Below are 22,228 nucleotides of genomic sequence, written 5' to 3' on the forward strand. Positions count from 1 at the left end.
TGTCGCCGTCGCCCCGGCCGCCGGGAGGGCGGTCCGTGTGGTGACGGCTGGTCACGGCGAAAGCGTGCGAGGAAGAGCGCGAGCGCGCATCCACGTTGTCAGAAGCTGTGGACAAGTCGGGGGTTGTGGATAACTCCCGTCCCTCACAAGGGTTGGTCGTCCACCTCCGAGTTGACGCCGGCCACATTTTCACCTGGTTCGGCCGCGTCCACCGGCACCGGGAAGCGGAGCTCGTTCCGCTCGATCTTGGCCGCCAGGGCCGCCAGCGGATCCACCCCGACCGCCGTGCAGAACTGCAGCAGGTAGGCCAACACGTCCGCGACCTCGTCGTGCACCCGGTGCGCGCGCTCCGGGTCGGACATCACCGACGCCGCCTGCTCGGGCGTCAGCCACTGGAAGATCTCCAGCAGCTCCCCCGCCTCCACGCTCAGCGCCGCCGCCAGGTTCTTCGGGGTGTGGAAGGGCTCCCACCGCCGGGCCGCCGCGAATTCCACCAACCGCTGCCGCAGGGCCGCCACGGTGGGCTCCGCCGGCCCCGTCACTCGTTCGCTCACCCCTCCAGGTCTACCGCATCGCGGCCCACCGCCCCAGCCCCCGCCGTGGACGCCCCACCGCCCACCGGGGATCCGGCCGACCCCGCCTGCTCCGCCGGCCACTCACCCGACGGCTCGTCCGACCGGTCCTCGTCCGCTACCGCGCCCCCTGCCGGCACCCCGTCGAACGGGTCCGCCGTCTCCCCGGCCGCCTCCCCGCGTCCGCCCTGGACCGGCACCCGCGCCGTCTCCGGCCGCAGCACCGTAAACCCGGAGTCCGGATCCCGCCGGCACTCGACCAGCACCATCCCGCCCCCGGGCGCGCCGCCCAGCACCTCCCGCGCCGCCGCCGGCTCCTGCAGGGCCGCGACCACCCGCAGCTGGCTGCGGTCCGCCATGTCCCGCGCCAGCCGCAGCAGCGTCGCGGTCTGCTCGCCGGAGAGCCCCGCTCCCAGGTCCTCGGCCAGCACGGTGAGCTGCCGGTGCGCCCAGGGCACCTCGGCGGCCACGTCGAGGTCGAGCACCCCGGCCCCGGTCAGCAGCACCGCGGCGAAGGCGAGGTGGCGCAGCATGCCGTCGGAGGCCTGGTCCGCGCCGGTGCGCCCGAGGACGCCCTCGTCGAAGACGGCGAGGACCCGCCGCACGCCCGCGCTCTCGCGCTCGGCGAGGGTGAGCCCGAGCAGCGGGTGCGGTGCGGCGGACTGCACGGCGCGCAGCAGCTGCCCGTACCGGCGCGGGCACTCGTTGCTCAGCCGGGCGACGACGGCGGAGATGTTGGCGGCGTTGCTGCGCAGCCGGGCCTGCGGGTCGGCCCGCGCCCAGCCGCGCATCAGCGCGGGGACGGGGTGCAGCGGGAAGACCTCGCGCAGGGCGGTGAGCAGGTCCTCGGTGGCGGCGAGGACGAGGCACTCCCCGGCGGACGAGCCCGCGACCCGCAGCGGCAGCTGGGCGGTGATCATCGTGCCGCTGGGGAACGGCGCGCGGATGTCGCCCTGGCGGGTGTCGTTGTGCCAGCAGACGTTGACCCGCCGGTTGCGGACGTCCTGTTCGCCGGTGTCCATCAGGGTCCGGCCGTCGAGGGTGAGCGACTCCCGGGCGATCCGGACCGGGCCGTCGGTGCGGACGACCACGTCGAGCCGGATCAGGCCGTGCGGCGAGCGGACGGTGCAGCCGAGGATGATCGCGTCCCGTCCGTGCGGGACGCACCCGTCCAGGCCGCCCCGGACGGGTGCGGCGAGCGGGCCGGTGCGTTCGGGCAGCCCGTCCAGCGAGTCGGCGATCTCCTCGCCGAGGGCGAGCCGGGACAGCACGGCCAGCGCGTCGAGCGCGTTGGACTTGCCGACCCCGGCGGGCCCGTGCAGCACCGTGAGGGGCGCGAGCGGCAGCACCGCGCGCCGGTAGGACTTGAACGAGGTGAGCCGGAGCTCCTCGACGGTGGGGCGCGGCACGGGCGGCCGGTCGGGCCCCGGGGCGCCCGGTCGGAGCTGGGACGGCCTTGCGGGCCTGGTGGCGTCGCGGTTCACCCGTCGGACGTTAGCCGCAGGCCGAGCGGCAGAAACGTGCCTGCGCGGCAGATTCATCCCAACGTGGCGCTCGACGGCGGTGCGCGGCCGGCATCGCACGCAGGGGCGGTACGCGTCGGTGCTCAGCGCCGGCACGCGGCCCGCATCGGTGCCGAGCCGACACGCGGCCCACCTCGGTGCTCAGCGCCGGTACGCGGCCACCGTCACCGAGGCCGTCACCTCGACCGGCTCCGGCAGCTCCGCGAGCGCGGCGCCCAGCCGCTCCGGGTCGGTGTGCCAGGCGCTCGGCCCCATGCCGACGACGGTGCGCACGTCCTGCGGGCCCAGCCGCAGGGTGAACTCGACCTCCTGCCGCCCCGCGGGCTCCAGGTGCGGCCCGAGCTTCTCGTCGATCCGCCGCTGCTTCTCCTCGTCCACCGACAGCAGCCCCAGCGCGTCGACGAGTTCGCGCAGGTGGCGGGCGGTCGGCGAGACCAGCAGCAGGGTGCCGCCGGGGCGCAGCACCCGGCGGATCTCGGGCCCGTTGCGCGGGGCGAAGACGTTGAGCATCAGCTCGGCCGAGGCGTCCCGCAGCGGCAGCGGGCGCCAGGCGTCGCACACCACGGCGCCGATCCGGGGGTGCGCCTTGGCGGCGCGGCGCAGCGCGAACTTGGAGATGTCCAGGGCCGCGCCGACGGTGCCGGGCAGGGCGTCCAGGACGTGTGCCAGGTAGTGGCCGGTGCCGGCGCCGAGGTCGGCGACCAGGCCGTCGGACTCACCGGCGACCACGGCGGAGGCGGTCTGCGCCAGCGCCTCGGCGATCGGCCGGTAGTGCCCGGCGGCGAGGAAGTCCGCGCGGGCCGCGACCATCTCGGCGGTGTCGCCGGTGCCGGTGTGGGCGTCGCCGGCGAGGAGGCTGACGTAGCCCTGCTTGGCGAGGTCGAAGCTGTGCCCGGCCGGGCAGCGCAGGCTGCGGTCGTGCCGGGTGAGGGCCTGCGCGCAGTGCGGGCAGGCCAGGTAGCGCTCGATGTCCTGGAGCAAGGTTCCGTCTTCTCTCGCCGTACGCCCCGGCCGGTCGGGGCGCCAGCCAGCCTAACGACCTCGGCGGGTCGGCGCCCCGGGCCGCCGACCCGCCCCCGGCGAAGGGCCCCACCGTGCACCCCGGCCCCGGCGGAGGGCCCACCCCAGCCCCCCGCCCCGTGCCCTACCGCACACCCCTCCCGAGCCCGAGCCCGGCGAGCGCCCGCCCCCGTTCCTCCCCCACCCGCAGCGCGAGCGCCACGAGCGCCTCCGGCGCGCCGGGCCGGCCGCGGACCCCGGGGAAGGCGTTGACGTCCACGATGACCGGCTCCGCGGGCCCGTCGAGCAGGTCCACCCCGTACACGTCGAGCCCGAACACCTCGCCCACGCGCAGCGCGAGCGCGGCCCGCGCGGCGGACGGCTCCCACTCCTCCGCCCGCCCCGACTTCCCTGTGCCGGTGGCGAGTTCGGACTGCCGCCGGGCCGCGAACACCTGCCCGTCGACCACCCACAGCTTCTGGTCCCAGCCCGTCCCCGGGACGAACGACTGGGTGACGACCGGCTCGTCGGGCCAGCGCTCGGCGAGTTCGCGCAGCCGGGCCGGCCCGTCCACCCGGGCGACCAGGTCGTGCCGCCTGCTGTGCCGGCTCTTGACCACGAACGGGTAGGCCGGATCGGCGAGTTCGCCCAGCCGTCCGACCGCCTCGGTGGCCGCGAAGGGCAACCCGGCGGCGCGGGCGAGGTCGGCCATCCGCACCCGGTCCTGGCACAGCCCGGTGGCCGCCGCCGAGTTGACCACCGGCGCGCCCCGCCGCTCCAACTCCCCCGCCAACGCCAGCGCCTGCGGCGTACGGGCCTTGAGCAGGTAGACGTCCGCCGGCCAGGCCACGGACCCGGCGGGCGGGACGACCTCGACCTCGTGCCCCTGCCGTACCAGCAGCTCGGCCGCGGCCGCCAACACCGGGTGCCCCGGGTCGCCGGTGATCAGCCCGACCTTCATCGCAACTCCCCCTCACCGAAGCCGAGTTGCCCGTACGGGTCGCCGCCGGCGGGCACCAGTTCGGCGGGCCCGCCGGGCACCGACACGGCCGTCCCGCTGCGCGCGAGCCGCAGCACCGCCCGGGCGACCCTGACCACCGCGTCCGGCACCTGCCGGAAGCTCGGGAAGTCGTTGACGTCCACCACCACCGGCCCGTCCGGCCCCAGCAGCACGTCCACCCCGTACAGGTCCAGCCCGAACACCTCGCCGACCTGCGCCACGATCCGCGCGACGCTCCCCGGCAGCGGCACCTGCCGCTCGCGCACGCCCTGCCCGGGATGCAGCGGGGAGGAACGTTCCGTCGCGAAGAGCTCGCCGTCGACGCAGTACACCTTGAGGTCGGTCCCGGAGTTGGGCACGTACGGCTGCGCGATCAGCAGCCCCTCCCCCGCCAGCTCGGGCCCGACCTCCAGCAGCTGGTCGGGGCTGCGCACCAGCCGGACGGCGCGCCCGGAGCTGCCGTCGGCGGGCTTGACCACCAGCGGGTACTCGGTGGCCGGGATCTCCGCCAGCCGCTCCCAGCGCGCGGCCGCGTACGTCACCGGGACGGGCAGGCCGCGGGTACGGCCGATGACCGCGGCGAGCGCCTTGTCCCTGACCCCGCGGATCGAACGCACGTCGTTCACCGTGGTGAGGCCGACGGCGGCGGCCGACTCCAGCAGGGTCAGCCCGGGTCCGCCGGAGACGGTCTTGAGCACCCAGGCGTCGTGGCTGCCGGCCCGGACCTCCTCGGAGATCGCCAGCAGCGAGTCCCCGGGGCGCAGCACGTCCACCCGGTGCCCCCACGCCGTGAGTTGGCGCGCCACGTCGAGCGGCATGCCGTCGTGCCGGTAGTGTTCCTCCACCAGAAAGCAGAGCCTCATCGGCCTGTCTTCCCCCTTGCCTCGCCTAGTGCAGACGTCCGCCGTCCCCCTCGGCAGAGCTGTAAAGGCTTCAGCATGCACGTCGTGTCCGCACAAGATCGCTGCGAGCGGGTAAGCGTTCGGCAACAATCGGCCCGGAACGACGACAGCGGACCCCGGGGCGACGGCGCGGACCCCGGGGCGACGGCGCGGACCCCGGGTCGACGGCGCGGGCCCCGCGCCCCCGACGGGAGCGGACCGCGCGACCCCGACAAATCGGTGGCACCGCACCGCCTCCCCTGCTTGGATGCACGCCGTGACCTCTGACGATCATGCTCCCGACCGCCCCCTGCTCGACGAGATCGAGCGCTACTACGACGCCGTTCCGCGCGGCGCCGCCCGCACCGAGGACTTCGGACCGCTGACCCTGTTCGTCCGCGAGGATGCCGGCTGGCCGTACTACGCCCGCCCGACCCTCGGCCACACCGGCCCGGCCGCCACCGCCGAGGACGTCCGCCGGGTGCTGGAACGGCAGCGGGAGCTGGGCGTGCCGGAGGCCTTCGAGTGGGTGGCCGAGCAGACCCCCGGGCTGCGCGCGGCGGTCGAGGCGGCGGGTCTGACGGTGCACGAGCACCCGCTGCTGGTGCTGGGCCCGCAGGACGAAACGGCCCCGGTGCCCGAGCTGCCGGAGCGGGTGGAGGTCCGGGTGCTGACACCGGACGCACCGGAGCTGGCGGCCGCCATCGCCGCCCCGGACCTGGCCTTCGACGATCCGGGCACCGCCATCGGCCCGGCCGGTGCGGCCGAACTCGCCGAGGCCGCGGCGAAGTTGACGTCCGACGGCACGGCGGAGCGGATCGCCGGGCGGATCGCCGCCGGTGCCACCGTGCTGGCCGCGGCCGTCGAGGACGGTACGACTCTGTGCGCGGGCCAGCACAACCCGGTGGGCCCGGTCACCGAGGTAGCCGGAGTGGGCACGCTCCCGTCCGCACGCCGGCGCGGGCTGGGCCTGGCGGTCACCGCGGCCCTGGTCGCCCACGCCCGGGCGAACGGGGTGCGGACGGTGTTCCTGTCCGCCGCCGACGAGGACGTCGCCCGGATCTACCGCCGGATCGGCTTCCGCCCCTTCGCGACCGCCCTGATAGCGGAGCCCCCCGCCCAGCAGGAACCCACCGACGGGCAGTAACCGGCAGTAGCCGGCCGACCGGCAGACTACGGCCGACCCCGGTCGGAGCCCGCCGCGTAGCAGCACCCGGGAACCCCGCCAGGAACGGGGACGGCGCCGGTCAGTCGTCGTCCTCGTCCTCCTCGTCCGCTCCGGCGACCCCCTCCCCCTCCGCCTCGTCGACCACCCAGGCCGCCAGCCGCTCGGCCACGCCCGACACCCCGAGCCGCCCCTCGCGGATGGCCCGGGAGAGGCTGCGCACCTCGCGGGCGGTGGTGGCGACGGTGCAGCCGCTGGCGACCAGGTAGGCGTAGGCGACGGCGGTCGCGAAGAGTTCGTTGGTCTTCTCCAGTGCGGGCACCCGGATCAACTGGTGCATCAGCGCCGCGGCGCGGTCCGGTGGTTCGGGGTAGACCGCGATGTCGAATATCTCGGCCTGGTGGCGGGTGACGGCCGCGAGCAGTGCGCCGTAGTCGGTGACCTGTGGGTCACCGGGGGTGTACTGCTCGGCGGTCATGAGCAACCACGAGAGGTCGACCTCCAGCTTCAACGGCGCACGTCCTGGAGGTCGCCCGGCTCCGCGAACTCGGCGAGGAAGGCCGACTCGTACTCCTTCATGAACTGCGCGGCCGCGTCCACGAAGGCCCGCCCGGACTCGCCCATGTCCTGTTGGACCAGGCGCTCGATGTACTGGTTCATGGAGATCCCCTGCTGCTCCGCCCGCTCCCGGGCCATCTCGGCGGTCGTGGCGTCGACCCGCACGTTCAGCTGCTTCTTACCCATGCCGTTCAAGCTAGCGCTCAAGTGCTAGCACAACAAGGGCGCACGCACACCGCCCGCACACCTGCGGCACGCCCCCGCGCAACCTCGCCGTCACCGGAACGCAGGAAACCGGGGAACACCGGAGCATCGGAGCATCGGAGCACCCGGACACCGAAACACCGAAACACCGGAACGCCGGAACGCCGGACGGCCGGGCCCGCGGCTGCTGCCACGGACCCGGCCCGCGCCCGGAGGACGGCGCACGGCGGACGACGGATCAGAACTGGGTGCTGACGGTCACCCCGCTGAAGTCGGTGTTCGCGTAGAGGCTCACGTACCGGTAGCCCGCCGTCGGGTTGGTCACCGTGATGCTCTGGGTGGTGCCCGGGTTGGTGGACGAGGCGGTGTACGCGCTCGGCGAGGCCCAGGTGCTCTCGTTGTAGTACAGGGAGGCGGTGCCGGTGCCCCCGGAGGCGGTGATCTTCAGGGTGCTGGTGCCGGCCGGCAGGTAGACGTACAGGTAGTCCAGGTTGCCGGCGGTGGCGGAGAGGTTGGCGCGCGAGCAGTTCTTGCCGAGCGCGTCGGTGCGCGGGTCGGTGCAGGTCGGCGGGGTGGTGGGGCCGCCGCCTCCGCCGGTGGTCACGGTGACGGAGGCGGGGGTGCTGGCGGTCCTGCCGGTGTCGTCGGTGACGGTCAGCGCGACGGTGTAGGTGCCGGCGGCCGCGTAGGTGTGGGTCGGGTTCTGCTGGTCGGAGGAGCCGCCGTCGCCGAAGGTCCAGTGCCAGGCGGCGATCCGGCCGGACCCGGTCTGGACCGACTTGTCGGTCAGGGTGACGGTCGGGCCGCTCACGGTCTGGCCGAACAGCGCGGTCGGGCCGGCCGCGTAGCAGGCGCCGCCGGCGCAGGCGTCGAGCCAGGCGTCGAAGTCGGCGTCGTAACCGGTGCCGATGCCGTTGTAGACCGCGTAGCCGCCCTGGTAGTCGCCGGTGCGGAAGTGCCCGAGCATGGCGTCGACGTCCGCCGGGTGCTTCTCGAACATGTACCGGACCGCCAGGTAGCCCCACGGGTAGGTGCGCACGCTGTTCGAGTTGCCGTACGTGCTCTGGAAGAGCGTGCTCAGCTTGTACGTGTGCTTGGCGGCCTCGGCCATCGCCTGGGTGTCGGTGGTGCCGCGGTAGGCGTAGGACTCGTACTCGGCGACGCCCTCGATCCACCAGATGTCCGGGACGGAGATCTCGGTGGAGAAGTTGCCCTTGAGGTCGTAGATGTTGTCCAGGTAGTGCGTGTACTCGTGGTTGAGGTTCCACACGTTGGCGGTGAAGCCGTCGTTCCAGGACTTCTGGTACATCACGCACACCGCCCGGTTGTTCGGGTCGGTCGGGTCCATGACGGTCTGTCCGCCGTTGTCGGTGGAGTTGTTGAAGATCGCCCAGGAGTAGGTCAGGTAGTCGGCCTGGTTGGCGAAGACCGCGAGGGTCAGCTCCTTGTCGTACTGGCCGGGGATCGGGCCGCTGTCCTTGACCAGCTTGTGGAAGAAGGCGTCCTCGCCGCGCAGGCTGGCGCAGACCGCGGACAGGTCGGCGGGCGAGAGCGCCTCGGTCTGGATGGTGCGGTTGTCGCAGACCAGCTGGTTCGGCAGCACCGCGGCGGTCAGCTTGGCCGGCAGGTCGCAGGTGCCGTAGTAGGAGCACTGGCCGGGGTCGAAGCTGTTGGCCTGGTAGGCGGTGTGGACGTACAGCGGGCCGGTGGCGCCGGTGATCTGCGCGCCGTCGAGGACGGCCTTGACCTTGCCCTTGACCGCGGCCTCGACCGTCGGGCCGTCGCCGGCCATCCGGCCGAGGTCGTTGCCCGCGTTGACGTCCAGGTAGGCGTTGGCCGTGCCGAGCAGGTCCCTGTGGTTCAGCGCGAAGTCGCCCAGGGTGAGGCCGATGCTCGGGTCGGCGCCGACCGCGCTGACGAAGTCGGGGTTCCAGTTGCCCCGCCACAGCGGCGCGGAGAGGACCGCGTTGACCGCCTTGAGCATCTTCGGGAAGGCGTTGTACGAGTTGTCGTACGCCGTCAGGACCTGCTTGTAGACGCCCAGGTAGCTGCCCTGGAGGTTGGCGCTGTCGGTGAGCACCAGCACCTCGTTGAGCACGGTGCCGTTGGCGTCGCTGACGTCGGTGCGGTGGGCACTGGCGAAGAAGGCGTCGAGGGCGGCCTTGGAGGCGCCGGTCAGCGCCGCGTCGTACGGGCCCACCGCGCCCGAGTTGTTCGACTGCACGTACCAGCCGGCCCGCTGGAAGAGCACCAGCTGCAGGATGCCGGTCGAGTTGTCGCCGGTGTAGCCGCCCGCCGCGGCCTGGAAGGCGTTGGCGACGGTGAGCATCTTCGACTCCTTGAAGATGCTGCCCGCGTCCGCGCCGGTGACGTTGAACAGGGTGTTGACGCAGTCCGGGGTCGAGGCCTCCAGGAAGGAGACCAGGTCGGCCCCACTGCGGCTGCCGAAGTCGGCCGGGGTGCAGCTCTGCCCGGCGGCGGCCGCACCGGCGGCACCGCGGGCGGCGAGGGCCGCCTTGGCCGGGGCGGCGGTCTTCGGATCGGCCGGGCGCGGCGCGGTCTGCACGGCGGTGCCGGCCGGCTGGCCCATCACGGCCTGGCCGAGCAGGGCCGGGGGCAGCGGCTTGGCGACGGGGGCGGGTTCCTCGGTCGCACGGGCCTGCTCGGCCGGGTCGACCGCGAGGAAGGCGCCGAGCGGCTTCGGCAGGACGGAGCCCGGGTCGGCCGCGGGGGCCGCCGGCCGGGCGGCCGCACTGGAAGCGGCGGAGGCAGCGGAAGCGGCGGAGGCGGCGGAGGCGGTGGCCGGCAGCAGCGTGGCGGCGGCGCAGCAACCGGCGACGAGGCCGGCCAGCAGGGTGGGGAGGGGTATCCGTGGGCGCACTGGTGGGTCCTTCTCCTGTGGGGGAGGCGCTGGGAGGACTGCCGAGAGGTGGGGGAACGCGTCATGATCCTGCCAGCGACGGAAGGCCAGAACAATGTCACAGGTCATATGACATTGCCTGGCCCTGCCATAACACCCGGCCCTGACCCGGCCCCGCTACGGCCGGTACGTCCGCGCCGCCCACGCCTGGAAGCCCGGCGCGGCCGCGATCAGGTCCCGGTACGCCGCGACCGCCGCCCCGAACAGCGCCTCCACGACCTCCCCGTCCACCCCGGCCGGCCGCCAGACCAGCAGCTGCCGGACCCAGATCGGCGTCCCGGCGAGCGGTTTGACCAGCACCTCGGCGAGCGGCCGGGTGGTGGCCCGGACGACGGAGACGCCGAGCCCGGCGGCGACCATCTCCTGGAGCTCCAGCCGGCCGCCGAGGAACTCGTGGACGCTCGCCGGGGTGAACCCCGCCGCGGCGCAGGCCCCGTGGAACACTCCGTGCCAGCCGGCCCCGTCGTCGGGGGCCAGGAGCCACTCCTCCTCCGCGAGGTCCGCCAGGGCCACCTCGGCGTGGTGCCGCAGCCGGTGGCCGGCCGGCAGCGCGACGAAGACGGGCTCGGTGACGATGCCGCGGTGCGCGACGGACGGCGAGCGGCCCAGCTCCCGGCCCGGGTAGTCCACGGCCACCGCGGCGTCCGCCTCGCCCAGCTCCAGCAACTCGACGGCGTCCGAGGGGCGGTGGACCGACGTCACGGTCAAGCGCTGCCCGGGCCGCTGGTGCCGGGCCCTGGCGACCAGCCCGGGCAGGATCGCCTCGTTGGCCGCCGCCAGCCGCAACTCGCGCGGGGCGGGCCCGGCCTGGGCCTCCGGTCGGCGCCCCAGACTGTCGGCGCGGGCGAGCAGCTCCCGGGCGGCGGCCAGCACCTCCACCCCGAAGCCGGTCGGCGCGACCCCGGCGGCAGTGCGTTCGAACAGCGAGGCGCCCAGGTGGCGCTCGATCCGGCGCAGCTGGGTGCTGGTCGCCGGCTGCGAGGCGCCGAGCAGGGCGGCGGCCCGGCCGACGCTCCCGGTGTCGGCGATGGCGCACAGCACCCGCAGGTGCCGAAGCTCCAACTCCATGACGCTCCCCCTCACGCACCGGCCGGCCCCGGCCGGCGGCGTGGGGTGGCTGCCACCAGGCGGTGCAACAGCACACATCACATGTCAATGGCTCACCTTCACCCCGGAGAATTGCCTCGTCAAGCCCCCTCCCGGGGTCCGACCGCCGTACCCGCGCCATCTTTTACCAGCGCATTGCCGGCACCTGACCTTCCGCCCCGGCCCGGGCCCCGTCCGCCGTGTCCCACCGCTAGGTGCGGGACTTGAAGACTCCCGCACCGTCCGGGACGCTGAAATCCCCCCTGCGTTCCCCCGAGCGGGCGCCGAACGGTGCGGAGGCCGACCGATGACAGACATGTTCGACCAGGAGCTGCGCGAGCAGCTCGCACAGGCCCGCCGCGACCTCGCCGCGGCCCGGGCAGAAGGGGACGCCGACGGCGTCCAGGCGTACGAGGGCCGGGTCGCCTCGCTCCTGCGGCTCGCCGCCCAGCACGGCATCGACCTCCCGCACAGCGCTGACGAGGAGGAGCACAACGAGTAGCCCCCGAACGCGGCCGCTCCGAACGAGACCGCGCCCCGAGCGAGGCCGCGCCGAACCAGACCACGCCCCGAGCGAGGCCGCGCCGAACGAGGCCACGCCCCGAACGAGACCGCGCCCCGAACACGCAGGAGGCGGTCACCCAGAACGGGTGACCGCCTCCTGCCGTGCGTGCCGGGGGGCCCGGGATCACTCCCCGGCCGGCTCCAGGATCGCCACGCACTCGAAGTGGTGCGTCATCGGGAACAGGTCGAAGGCCCGCAGCGAGACCGGCCGGTAGCCGCCCTCGCGGAAGAACTTCAGGTCCCGGGCGAGCGCCGCCGGGTCGCAGGCCACGTACGCGATCCGGCGCGCCTCCAGGCCGACGAGGTGGGCGACGGTCTCACGGCCGGCGCCGGAGCGCGGCGGGTCCAGCACGATCAGGTCGGTGGCGGTGATGCCGGTGCGCGGCAGCAGCGTCTCGACCCGGTCGCACTCGATCCGCACGTTGTCCAGCGCGGCCAGGTTGTGCCGGGCGTCGACCACGGCCTGCTTGGCGGACTCGATGCCGAGCACCGCGCCGTCCTCGCCGACCCGGTCGGCCAGCGCGCCCGCGAACAGGCCGACGCCGCAGTACAGGTCGAGCGCGTTCTCGCCCCACTGCGGGTCCAGACCGTCCAGCACGGCGTCGACCAGGGTGTCCGGCGCCTCCGGGTGGATCTGCCAGAAGCCGCCGTTGCTGACCCGCCAGGTCCGCCCGGCCGCCCGCTCGCGGACAAAGGAGCGCCCGTGCACCTTGTGCAGGTCGCCCTGCGCGTCCACCCGGGCGATCGACACCGGCTTGTCCAGCTCGACCAGCGGCAGCTGGGCGCCGTCCCGCGGGGTCAGCACCACCTGACGGTCCGAGGAGCCGCTCGCCGCGATCGCCTCGACGCCCGCCACGCCCGGCCAGTCCCGGGACTCGATGCCCAGCTCGGTGACGCCCTCGGCCGCGATCAGGCAGCGGTCGATCACCTGCACGTCGTGCGAGCGGTGCTTGCGCAGACCGACCTTGCCGGTCTCCGCGTCCACCGCGTACTGCACCCGGGTGCGCCAGGCCGGCACCTGCCCGGCCGGCAGCTTGCCGCCGACCGGCTCGACGCTGCCGTCCCATCCCGCCTCGGCCGGGGTGAGCCCGGCCAGCTTGGCCAGCTGCTCGGTCAGCACCGCCGCCTTGAGCTTGCGCTGCCCGCCCGGGGTGACGTGCTGCCAGTCGCAGCCGCCGCACTTGCCGGGACCGGCGAACGGGCAGGGCGCCTCGATCCGGTCCTTGGCGGGCTCCAGCACCTCCACCGCGTCGGCCCGCAGGAAGCGTGAGGTGGTCGTCCCGTCGGTCACCAGCGCGACGACCTTCTCACCGGGCAGCGCGTGCCGCACGAACAGCACCCGCCCCTCGTGCCGGGCCACGCAGTGCCCGCCGCCGTGCGCGACCGGGCCGACCTCGACCTCGTAGCGCTGCCCGGCCAGCGGCTCCCCGGAGGGCGCCTCGGGCCGCGACGGCCGCGCGGCGGCGGTGCGCAGCGCCTTGGGCGGCCGCACCGCCTGCTTGCGCGGCGCCTTCCGACCGGCCCCGGCGGCGCCCTTCGGCGCGTCCTGGCCGGTGTCCTTGCCCGCGCCCTTCGACGCACCCTTCGACGCACTCTTCGGCGCGCCCTTGCCGGAGCCCTTGCCCGCGGCGCCCTTGCCCGCGCCCTTCTCGGCGGCCGGCCCGGCGGGCCCGCGGTCCTCCCGCTCGCCCGGGACGATCGGCGCGGTGCGCGCGGTGAGGCCGTCGCGGTCGGTGGCCTCCGGACGGGCCGGCCGGCCCCAGCGCGGCCGGGAGACCTGCCCGGGCTGGGAGCCGCCCCGGCGGGCGCCCTTGCCGGAGGAGCCCGAGGAACGGGGCGGAGTGTTGCGGGTCACTGGGAGGAGTCCTTGCTGCGCTCGGAGGTGTCACCGGCGTTCGCACCGGTGGAGACGGAATCCTTCGACTCTACGGCCTTCGGCGCCCGCGGCTCGCCACGGCGGACGGCGCCCGGCGCCGACCAGGCCTTCTGCGGCTTGCGCCGTTCCGAGGACTCCAACTGCCACGGTACCGAGGTGACCATCACGCCGGGCTTGAACAGCAGCCGGCCCTTGAGCCGCAGCGCGCTCTGGTTGTGCAGCAGGTGCTCGTACCAGTGGCCGACCACGTACTCCGGGATGTAGACCGAGACGACCTCCCGCGGGCTGCTGCGCCGCAGGTTCTTCACGTAGTCCAGGACCGGCCCGGTGATCTCGCGGTACGGCGAGTCCAGCACCTTGAGCGGCACCTCGATGCCGCGCTCGTCCCACTCCCGCCGCAGCGCCGCCGTGTCCGCCGGGTCGACGTTGACCGTGACGGCCTCCAGCGTGTGGGCCCGGGCCAGCCGGGCGTACGCCAGGGCACGCAGCGCCGGCTTGTGCAGCTTGGAGACCAGCACGATGGCGTGCACCCGGGTGGGCAGCACCACGTCGTCCGGCTCCTCGGCGGCGGTCAGCTCGTCCGAGACCCGGTCGTAGTGGCGCCGGATGCCCTTCATCATCACGAACAGCACGGCCATCGCGGCGATCGCGATCCAGGCGTGGCCGATCTTGGTGACCAGGACGACGATCAGCACGGCCATCGTCATCACCAGGCCGAAGGCGTTGATCGCCCGGCTGCGCTGCATGTGGCGGCGCTTGGCCGGGTCGGTCTCGCTGCGCAGCAGCCGGGTCCAGTGCCGGATCATGCCGGACTGGCTCATGTTGAAGGCGACGAAGACGCCGACGATGTAGAGCTGGATCAGCCGGGTCGGGTCGGCGTCGAAGGCGAGGATCAGCAGGATCGCCGCGATCGCCAGCAGGATGATGCCGTTGGAGAAGGCCAGCCGGTCGCCGCGGGTGTGCAGCTGGCGCGGCAGGTACCGGTCCTGGGCGAGGATCGAGCCGAGCACCGGGAAGCCGTTGAACGCGGTGTTGGCGGCCAGCACCAGGATCAGGCCGGTGACGGCGGCGACGAAGTAGAAGCCGGGCGTGAAGTTGTTGAACACGGCCTCGCTGATCTGCGCCAGCGCCGTCTTCTGGTGGTAGTCCGGCGAGGCGCCGACGAGCTGCTCGGTCGGGTTCTCGGCCATCTGGACACCGGTCAGCCGGGCCAGCCAGATGATGCCCATGAACATCACGACGGCGATGCTCGCCATCATCAGCAGCGTGGTGGCCGCGTTCTTGCTCTTCGGCTTGCGGAAGGCCGGCACGCCGTTGGAGATCGCCTCCACACCGGTGAGCGCGGCACAGCCGGAGGAGAAGGACTTCAGCAGCAGGAACACCATCGCGAAGCCGGCCAGCGAGTCGTTGCCGGGGGTGGCGGCGAGGTGGAACGTGGAGCTCTCGGCGGGCATGTCCTGGCCGAGCGCGAAGTGCCGGAACACCCCGTAGCCGACCATTCCGATCACGCCGACCATGAAGGCGTAGGTGGGAACGGCGAAGGCGCTTCCGGACTCGCGCACACCGCGCAGGTTCATGCCCATCAGCAGCACGACCACGACCACCGACAGGACGGTCTCGTGGCCGCGCAGCGCGGGCACCGCGGAGACGACGTTGGCGACGCCCGAAGTGGTCGACACGGCCACGGTGAGCACGTAGTCGACCATCAGCGCGCTGGCGACCACCAGGCCGGCAGCCGGCCCGTGGTTGACGGTCGCGACCTCGTAGTCGCCGCCACCGCTGGGGTAGGCATGCACGTTCTGCCGGTAGGAGGCGACCACGGCGAGCATCACGATCGCCACGACGACGCCGATCTGCCAGGAGAAGTGGATCGCCGAGGCGCCCGCGATGGAGAGGGTGAGCAGGATCTCCTCGGGGGCGTACGCGACCGAGGAGAGCGCGTCCGAGGCGAACACGGGCAGCGCGAGCCGCTTGGGGAGAAGCGTCTCGCCCAGCTTGTCGCTGCGTAGGGCGCGCCCGATCAGGATGCGTTTCGGAAGGTCAGTCGGCATAGGCACGTTAAGGAATCGTAGGGGCTCCCAGGTCAAGGCTCCGCCGTTTGTCCCCCCCTTCGTCGCGACTGCTTTCGGTGGACCGGCTAGCGTGTCGGATACGAGTCGGCGGGCAACACTCTGGTTGTCGAGCGTTGTCGGGCCGGCGCCCCCACGATGAACCTCGTCCCGGACGACCGGGCGGGAAACGGAGCTGAACGGTGTTTGCGCAGGTCAAGGCCCCTTCGGGACGGGTGAGGTAAGCGCCGGTGCACATCGTGATCATGGGCTGCGGCCGCGTGGGTTCTGCCCTCGCCAGAGCACTGGAGAAACAGGGCCACTCGGTGGCCGTGGTCGACCAGGACCCGACCGCGTTCCGTCGGCTGGGCGCCGGATTCAACGGGCGCCGGGTCACCGGCGTCGGCTTCGACCAGGACACCCTGCGCGAGGCGGGCATCGAGGAGGCCGGCGCCTTCGCCGCGGTCTCCAGCGGTGACAACTCCAACATCATCGCCGCGCGGGTGGCCCGGGAGAACTTCGGCGTCGAGAACGTCGCCGCCCGGATCTACGACCCCCGCCGCGCCGAGGTGTACCAGCGCCTGGGCATCCCCACCGTGGCGACGGTCCGCTGGACCGCCGACCAGATGCTGCGCCGACTGCTGCCCAGCGGCGCCGAGCCGCTGTGGCAGGACCCGAGCGGTGGCGTGCAGCTCGCCGAGGTCGCGTACGACCCGCGCTGGATCGGCCACCGGATCAGCAAGCTGGAGGAGGCCTCCGGCGCCCGGGTGGCGTTCGTCACCCGGCTCGGCGAGGGAGTGCTCCCCTCGCCCCAGATGGTGGTGCAGGAGGGCGACCTGGTGCACGTGATGCTGCGCCGGACCGACCTGACGGCCGTCGAGGCCGCGTTCGCGCAGGGGCCGAAGGAGGAGGGTCACTGATGCGGGTCGCCATTGCCGGGGCCGGTGCCGTGGGCCGCTCGATCGCGGGCGAGCTGCTGGAGAACGGCCACGAGGTCCTGCTGATAGACAAGAACCCCAACTCCATCTCGGTGGAGCGGGTCCCGATGGCGGAGTGGCTGCTGGCCGACGCCTGCGAGATCACCTCGCTGGACGAGGCCGCGCTCCAGCGCTGCCACGTGGTCATCGCCGCGACCGGAGACGACAAGGTCAACCTGGTCGTCTCGCTGCTCGCCAAGACCGAGTACGCGGTGCCCCGGGTGGTCGCCCGGGTGAACAACCCCAAGAACGAGTGGCTCTTCAACGAGTCCTGGGGCGTGGACGTGGCCGTCTCCACCCCGCGCCTGATGTCCGCCCTGGTCGAGGAGGCGGTCAGCGTCGGCGACCTCGTCCGCCTGATGCGCTTCAGCCAGGGCAACGCCAACCTGGTCGAGCTGACCCTCGCCTCCGACACCGAGCTCGTCGGCACCCGGGTCGGCGACGTGGCCTGGCCGCAGGACACCGCGCTGGTGACCATCATCCGCGAGGGCCGGGTGCTGGTGCCGGGCAAGGACGACACCCTGGAGGGCGGCGACGAGCTGCTCTTCGTCGCCGCGCAGGAGCGCGAGGAGGAGCTGGAGCAGCTGCTCTCGGCCACCTCGGGCGCCCAGTAGCGGCCCCTTCGCGGCGGAAGGGCCCGCACCCCTCGCCGGGGTGCGGGCCCTTCCGCTGTTGCCGGGGTCCGGTCCGGGCCGGTCCGGCCGGGACCGGCTACTTAGCCGGATCCTCCTCGTCGTCGTCCAGCTGCGCCTTGATCGGCGGCGGCGCCTTCAGCAGGATCTGCCAGGTCACGTACATCGCCAACAGCAGCGGAGGGATGCCGAGGGCGACCTTCAGCCAGCCCAGCAGGTTGACGTTGTGGGTGAAGTACAGCGGGAAGAGGATCACCGGCTTGAGGCCCATGATCAGCACCCAGGCCCAGGTCGCCTTGGTGTAGGCGGCCAGGCGGCCCGGGTTCTCCTTGCGCCAGGTGAACATCTCACCGGTGATCGGGCCGAGCATCACCCCGATCATCGGCCAGCGGGCCAGGGCGGAGGCCGCCAGGGCGACGCAGTACCCGACGTTCCAGAGCAGGCCGGGCAGGTAGAAGTCCTCGGCCTTGCCGCTCTTCATCGAGATCCAGGCACCGAGGGCGACGCCGAACACCCCGCTGAAGGCGTGCTGGATGGTCTGCCGCTTCGCCAGCCGGGCCACCACGAACAGGGCGCTCAGGCCCAGCGCGGCCCAGGCCGAGGTGCTGACCTGGTGGGTCAGGTTGTACGTGACGATGAAGACCAGGCCTGGCAGCGTCATGTCGATCATGCCGCGCACGCCGCCGAAGGCCTGGAGCACGGTGTCGGCGGCCTCCTTGGAGGCGGCCTTGCGGGCGGCCTCCGCGTCCGCGGGATCGACAGGCAGGTCGAGCTGGGCGGCGGCCTCGCCGCCTGGCTGGTTGCTCACGCTCATTCGCTCCCGTGTCCGACCGGACGCAGCTCATAGCGGGGGTTGAACAGCACGCGGCGCCCGCGTGCGTGGCTGATCCGGCCGCTGGCGATCAGCCGGCGGCCGGGCTCTATCCCGGCGATCGAGCGACGACCGAGCCAGACCACGTCCAACGCCTCGGTGCCGTCGAAGAGTTCGGCCTCCAGCGCGGGCACCCCCGCCCGGGGCCGGAGCGTCACCGTGCGCAACGTGCCCGCCACGGTGACCAACTGGCGGTCCCCGCAGCCGGCGATCGGTGTGCAGCCGGACTCCGCGGCGCTCTCCTGACGCAGCTCCTCGGCGTCCAGCTCCTCGGCCGACGAGGTCAGCCGGCTGAGCATGCGGCGGAACCGCCCCTGCGGCTGGCCGCTGCTGTTGTCACCACTCATGTCGGAAGGGTACCGGGTTCGGGCCCCCTGGCGGCAGGCCGTTCAGCCGCCAGGGGCACCCGCGGTCAGCTCTCGAACCGGTATCCCATGCCCGGTTCGGTGATGAAGTGGCGCGGGTGCGAGGGGTCACGCTCCAGCTTGCGGCGCAGCTGGGCGAGGTAGACCCGCAGGTAGTTGGTCTCGGTGCGGTAGGCCGGGCCCCACACCTCCTGCAGCAGCTGGGTCTGGCTGACCAGCCGCCCTGCGTTGCGGACCAGGACCTCCAGCAGGTGCCACTCGGTCGGCGTGAGGCGTACGTCGGCACCGTCCCGGTTGACCTTCTTGGCCGCGAGGTCGACGGTGAAGGACTCGGTGACGACCAGCGAGTCGGCCTCCCCGGCCACCGGCTCGGCCCGCCGCACGGCGGCCCGCATCCGGGCCAGCAGCTCGTCCATGCCGAACGGCTTGGTGACGTAGTCGTCGGCGCCGGCGTCCAGCGCCTCGACCTTCTCGTCCGAGGCGTGCCTGGCCGACAGCACGATGATCGGCACCCGGGTCCAGCCGCGCAGACCGCGGATCACCTCGACCCCGTCCATGTCGGGCAGGCCCAGGTCGAGGACGACCACGTCCGGATGGCGGGCCGCGGCCAGCTCCAGGGCGCTCGCGCCGTCATGGGCCGCGTCCACCTCGTACTTGCGGGCCTTGAGGTTGATCACCAGCGCGCGGACGATCTGCGGTTCGTCGTCCACGACGAGGACCCGGGTCATTTACGGGCTCCGCCTTTCAGGCTGTCTGACTTACGGACTGTGGGACTGGCTCTACGACTTTCGATGCAGCGTGCGCCCCTCGGGAGGGGCGACGGGCCCGGCCGGCGCGCCGCCGGGTTCTCAGGTGACCAGTTCCGGGAGCGGCTCGCCACCCTCGCCGTCCGGCTCCCCCGTTCCCGGCGGCCGTTCGACCACGGGCAGGCTGACCACCATGGTGAGCCCGCCCCCAGGGGTGTCCTCGGCGGTGACGGTACCGTCCATCGCCTCGACGAAGCCACGCGCCACCGCGAGCCCGAGGCCCACCCCGGCGCCGCGCGGCGCGTCCCCGTACCGCTGGAACGGCGCGAAGATCTTCTCCTTGGCGTCCTCGGGCACGCCCGGGCCGCGGTCCACGATCCGCAGCTCCACCCGGGCCGGCTGCCCCGGCTGCCGCAGCTCGTCGGCCTTGACGAGCACCCGCACCCCGTCCGGGCTGTACTTGACCGCGTTCTCCACCAGGTTGGCCAGCGAGCGCTCCAGCAGCCCGCCGTCGGCCCGCACCATCGGCAGCGTCTCCGGCACCTCCAGCCGGACGGACTCCAGCGGCACCCCGCCGAGCGCGAACGGCACCACCTCGTCCAGGTCGGTCTCCTGGATCAGCGGGGTGACCGTCCCGGTCTGCAGGCGGCTCATGTCGAGCAGGTTGTTGATCAGGTGGTCCAGCCGGTCGGCCCCGGCCTCGATGCCGGCCAGCAACTCGGCCTCGTCCTCCGGGTCCCAGTCGACGTCGGCCGAACGCAGCGAGCTCACCGAGGCCTTGATCCCCGCCAGCGGGGTGCGCAGGTCGTGCGAGACGGCGGCCAGCAGAGCGGTCCTGATCCGGTTGCCCTCGGCCTCCCGGCGGGCCTCGGCGGCCTCCCGGGACAGCCGGCGGCGTTCCAGCACCACGGCGGCCTGCGCGGCGAACGCCCCCAGCAGGCGCCGGTCCGCCCCGGGCAGGACCCGGCCGCGCAGCACCAGCGCCAGGCTGTCGCCGACCGGGACGTCCACGTCGGCCTCCTCCGGCCGCTCCGGCGGGCGCGGTCCCGCGGTGGCCACCGGCGCCCAGGCCGCGAGCGGATCGGACCGCTCCAGCAGCGCGGCGCTCTCCTGCCCGAAGGTCTCCCGGACCTGCTCCATCAGCGCGGTCAGCACCCCGTCGCCGTTCGGCGCACCGCGCAGCACCGTGCCGGCCAGCGCGCTGAGCGTCTGCGCCTCGGTCTGGCTGCGGGCCGCCTGCTGGGTGCGCCGCGCCGCGAGGTCCACCACCGACGCCACCGATATGCCGACGATGGTGAATATCGCCACCGCCATGATGTTCTGCGGTTCGTTGATGGTGAAGGTGTGCAGCGGCGGGGTGAAGTAGTAGTTCAGCACCGACGAGGCGACCAGCGCCGAGCCGATCGCCGGCAGCAACCCGCCGACCAACGCCGCGCACACCGTCAGCGACAGGAACAGCAGCATGTCGGTGGAGAGCCCCAGCCCGCCGATCCCGGTCAGCACGATCGCCAGCACCGGCGGGCCGACCAGCCCGATCAGCCAGCCGGCGACGGTGCGGGTACGGCCCAGGTCGGTGATCCGGCGGACCGGAATCCTGCCGCGCCCGTGCCCGGCGTGTTCGTGGGTGACCATGTGGACGTCGATGTCCCCGGCCTCCCTGGTCACCGTGGTGCCGACGCCCGGCCCGTACAGGTACTGCCAGGCGGGCCGCCGACTGGTGCCCAACACGATCTGGGTGGCGTTCACGCCCCGGGCGAAGTCCAGCAGCCCGGCGGCCGGGTCGTCGCCGAGGACGGCGTGGAAGGAGCCGCCGAGGCTCTCCACCAACGCGCGCTGCTCGATCAGCGTCTGCGGCGAGCCGGTGCCCACCAGTCCGTCCGAGCGGGAGATGTGCACGGCGAGCAGCTCGCCGCCGGACACCCTGGCGGCGATCCGGGCCGCCCGACGGATCAGCGTCGCCCCCTCCGGCCCGCCGGTCAGACCCACCACGATCCGCTCCCGGGCCTGCCAGGTGCCCTCGATGCCCTGCTCGGCCCGGTACTTCTGGAGGTACTCGTCCACCCGGTCCGCGGTCCACAGCAGCGCCAGCTCGCGCAGCGCGGTCAGGTTGCCCGGGCGGAAGTAGTTGGCGAGGGCCGCGTCGATCTTCTCCGGCGCGTACACGTTGCCGTGTGCCAGCCGGCGCCGCAGCGCCTGCGGGGACATGTCCACCAGCTCGATCTGGTCCGCCCGCCGGACCACCTCGTCCGGGACGGTCTCGCGCTGACGCACCCCGGTGATGCCCTCGACGGCGTCGCCGAGCGACTCCAGGTGCTGCACGTTGACCGTGGAGACCACGTCGATCCCGGCCGACAGCAGCTCCTCGACGTCCTGCCAGCGCTTCTCGTTGCGGCAGCCGGGGACGTTGGTGTGGGCCAGCTCGTCCACCAGGGCCACCTGCGGGCGGCGGGCGAGCACGGCGTCCAGGTCCATCTCGGAGAACCGCGCGCCGCGGTGCACCACCTGCTGCCGCAGCACGACCTCCAGCCCGGCGACCATGTCCGCGGTCCGCCGGCGCCCGTGGTCCTCCACGAACGCGACCACGACGTCCGTGCCACGCTCCTGCCGCCGGTGTGCCTCGGCGAGCATGGCGTACGTCTTGCCGACCCCGGGGGCCGCCCCGAGGTAGATGCGCAGCCTGCCTCGTCCCATGAGCACCATTCTTGATCCGACGCTGCCCGGGTGACACCCCCGGACACCTGTTCCCCTCGCCTTCGAGACTACGGTGTGCGACGCGATTTTCCGCTGATCAGTGCGCTGATCAGGCGGTTTTAGCGGCATATTGACGGTGGACCAGCCACTCGGCGGGGGTCGTTCGGGAGGGCTGGAGGGGGCGGAGGCGCCCGACGACCACCCCGGAAACGCGAATAACCCCCATCCGGAATCCGGATGGGGGCTATTCAGAAGAATTGTTCGGCGGCGTCCTACTCTCCCACAGGGTCCCCCCTGCAGTACCATCGGCGCTGTGAGGCTTAGCTTCCGGGTTCGGAATGTAACCGGGCGTTTCCCTCACGCTATGACCACCGAAACACTATGAAACTGTCAACCGGACCAACCACGTATCGGTTGGGGTCGTTGTTTCAGAACAACACAGTGGACGCGAGCAACTGAGGACAAGCCCTCGGCCTATTAGTACCGGTCAACTCCACCCCTCACAGGGCTTCCATATCCGGCCTATCAACCCAGTCGTCTACTGGGAGCC

The 22,228-nt window shown here is 73.1% G+C and carries 19 protein-coding genes and 2 rRNA genes; 4 read left to right on the forward strand and 17 right to left on the reverse strand.

The window, feature by feature from the left end; translation table 11 throughout:
• Window positions 1–143 precede the first annotated feature (143 nt).
• From ACZ5OX_RS05690 to ACZ5OX_RS05710, 5 genes are all read right to left on the reverse strand, one after another.
• The gene (locus ACZ5OX_RS05690) at window positions 144–518 is read right to left on the reverse strand and encodes a nucleotide pyrophosphohydrolase (RefSeq protein WP_449792700.1); all 375 of its coding nucleotides are present in this window, start codon (window positions 516–518) and stop codon (window positions 144–146) included.
• Between the two features lie 32 nt (window positions 519–550).
• Window positions 551–1,981 carry an AAA family ATPase gene (locus ACZ5OX_RS05695; protein ID WP_465628850.1) on the reverse strand — a complete coding sequence of 477 codons (1,431 nt, stop codon included), beginning with the start codon at window positions 1,979–1,981 and terminating at the stop codon, window positions 551–553.
• A 255-nt stretch (window positions 1,982–2,236) separates the two neighbouring features.
• A complete protein-coding gene (locus ACZ5OX_RS05700) occupies window positions 2,237–3,076 on the reverse strand; it encodes a putative RNA methyltransferase (protein WP_465628851.1) in 840 nt (279 codons plus the stop codon).
• A 163-nt stretch (window positions 3,077–3,239) separates the two neighbouring features.
• Entirely contained in the window at window positions 3,240–4,055 is an 816-nt protein-coding gene (locus tag ACZ5OX_RS05705; protein WP_465628852.1) for an ATP-grasp domain-containing protein, read from the reverse strand.
• Complete coding sequence (locus ACZ5OX_RS05710; protein ID WP_465628853.1) at window positions 4,052–4,957, reverse strand: ATP-grasp domain-containing protein; 906 nt, start codon at window positions 4,955–4,957, stop codon at window positions 4,052–4,054. The genes ACZ5OX_RS05705 and ACZ5OX_RS05710 overlap by 4 nt, the downstream gene beginning before the upstream one ends.
• Window positions 4,958–5,243: 286 nt before the next feature.
• Here ACZ5OX_RS05710 and ACZ5OX_RS05715 point away from each other — a divergent pair, with 286 nt between their 5' ends.
• Entirely contained in the window at window positions 5,244–6,122 is an 879-nt protein-coding gene (locus tag ACZ5OX_RS05715) for a GNAT family N-acetyltransferase (RefSeq protein WP_465628854.1), read from the forward strand.
• Between the two features lie 100 nt (window positions 6,123–6,222).
• Here ACZ5OX_RS05715 and ACZ5OX_RS05720 read toward each other — a convergent pair whose 3' ends face one another.
• The 4 genes from ACZ5OX_RS05720 to ACZ5OX_RS05735 form a co-directional block, all read right to left on the reverse strand.
• Window positions 6,223–6,618, reverse strand: a complete 396-nt coding sequence (locus ACZ5OX_RS05720) for a fic family toxin-antitoxin system, toxin component (RefSeq protein WP_449792699.1) — start codon at window positions 6,616–6,618, stop codon at window positions 6,223–6,225.
• 29 nt (window positions 6,619–6,647) lie between these two features.
• Complete coding sequence (locus ACZ5OX_RS05725) at window positions 6,648–6,884, reverse strand: toxin-antitoxin system HicB family antitoxin (RefSeq protein ID WP_355260484.1); 237 nt, start codon at window positions 6,882–6,884, stop codon at window positions 6,648–6,650.
• 256 nt (window positions 6,885–7,140) lie between these two features.
• The gene (locus ACZ5OX_RS05730) at window positions 7,141–9,783 is read right to left on the reverse strand and encodes a collagenase (protein WP_465628855.1); all 2,643 of its coding nucleotides are present in this window, start codon (window positions 9,781–9,783) and stop codon (window positions 7,141–7,143) included.
• Window positions 9,784–9,939: 156 nt separating this feature from the next.
• Window positions 9,940–10,890, reverse strand: a complete 951-nt coding sequence (locus tag ACZ5OX_RS05735; protein WP_465628856.1) for a LysR family transcriptional regulator — start codon at window positions 10,888–10,890, stop codon at window positions 9,940–9,942.
• Window positions 10,891–11,215: 325 nt separating this feature from the next.
• Here ACZ5OX_RS05735 and ACZ5OX_RS05740 point away from each other — a divergent pair, with 325 nt between their 5' ends.
• Window positions 11,216–11,410, forward strand: a complete 195-nt coding sequence (locus ACZ5OX_RS05740; RefSeq protein ID WP_402417116.1) for a hypothetical protein — start codon at window positions 11,216–11,218, stop codon at window positions 11,408–11,410.
• 186 nt (window positions 11,411–11,596) lie between these two features.
• On the opposite strand, the gene ACZ5OX_RS05745 is transcribed toward ACZ5OX_RS05740, so the two are convergent.
• Both ACZ5OX_RS05745 and ACZ5OX_RS05750 read right to left on the reverse strand, forming a co-directional pair.
• Window positions 11,597–12,946 carry a class I SAM-dependent RNA methyltransferase gene (locus ACZ5OX_RS05745; RefSeq protein ID WP_449792698.1) on the reverse strand — a complete coding sequence of 450 codons (1,350 nt, stop codon included), beginning with the start codon at window positions 12,944–12,946 and terminating at the stop codon, window positions 11,597–11,599.
• Between the two features lie 377 nt (window positions 12,947–13,323).
• Window positions 13,324–15,399: an APC family permease gene (locus ACZ5OX_RS05750; RefSeq protein ID WP_465628903.1), complete on the reverse strand. Its 2,076-nt coding sequence runs from the start codon at window positions 15,397–15,399 to the stop codon at window positions 13,324–13,326.
• A 248-nt stretch (window positions 15,400–15,647) separates the two neighbouring features.
• Here ACZ5OX_RS05750 and ACZ5OX_RS05755 point away from each other — a divergent pair, with 248 nt between their 5' ends.
• A complete protein-coding gene (locus ACZ5OX_RS05755) occupies window positions 15,648–16,316 on the forward strand; it encodes a potassium channel family protein (RefSeq protein WP_392884361.1) in 669 nt (222 codons plus the stop codon).
• Complete coding sequence (locus tag ACZ5OX_RS05760; RefSeq protein WP_359829049.1) at window positions 16,316–16,987, forward strand: potassium channel family protein; 672 nt, start codon at window positions 16,316–16,318, stop codon at window positions 16,985–16,987. The genes ACZ5OX_RS05755 and ACZ5OX_RS05760 overlap by 1 nt, the downstream gene beginning before the upstream one ends.
• Before the next feature lie 97 nt (window positions 16,988–17,084).
• Here the strand turns inward: ACZ5OX_RS05760 and ACZ5OX_RS05765 are convergent, their stop codons facing one another.
• From ACZ5OX_RS05765 to ACZ5OX_RS05790, 6 genes are all read right to left on the reverse strand, one after another.
• The gene (locus ACZ5OX_RS05765) at window positions 17,085–17,813 is read right to left on the reverse strand and encodes a DUF3159 domain-containing protein (RefSeq protein ID WP_465628857.1); all 729 of its coding nucleotides are present in this window, start codon (window positions 17,811–17,813) and stop codon (window positions 17,085–17,087) included.
• A gap of 2 nt (window positions 17,814–17,815) precedes the next feature.
• On the reverse strand, window positions 17,816–18,223 hold the full coding sequence (locus tag ACZ5OX_RS05770) for an OB-fold nucleic acid binding domain-containing protein (protein ID WP_392884363.1): 408 nt from the start codon (window positions 18,221–18,223) through the stop codon (window positions 17,816–17,818).
• 65 nt (window positions 18,224–18,288) lie between these two features.
• Entirely contained in the window at window positions 18,289–18,969 is a 681-nt protein-coding gene (locus ACZ5OX_RS05775; RefSeq protein ID WP_049657530.1) for a response regulator, read from the reverse strand.
• Between the two features lie 120 nt (window positions 18,970–19,089).
• Entirely contained in the window at window positions 19,090–21,678 is a 2,589-nt protein-coding gene (locus ACZ5OX_RS05780) for an ATP-binding protein (protein WP_465628858.1), read from the reverse strand.
• A 259-nt stretch (window positions 21,679–21,937) separates the two neighbouring features.
• Window positions 21,938–22,054, reverse strand: a 5S ribosomal RNA gene (gene rrf, locus ACZ5OX_RS05785).
• A gap of 81 nt (window positions 22,055–22,135) precedes the next feature.
• Window positions 22,136–22,228: ribosomal RNA gene (locus ACZ5OX_RS05790) — 23S ribosomal RNA — on the reverse strand; the annotation flags it as partial.

The organism is Kitasatospora sp. NPDC032121 (genome assembly GCF_055580145.1).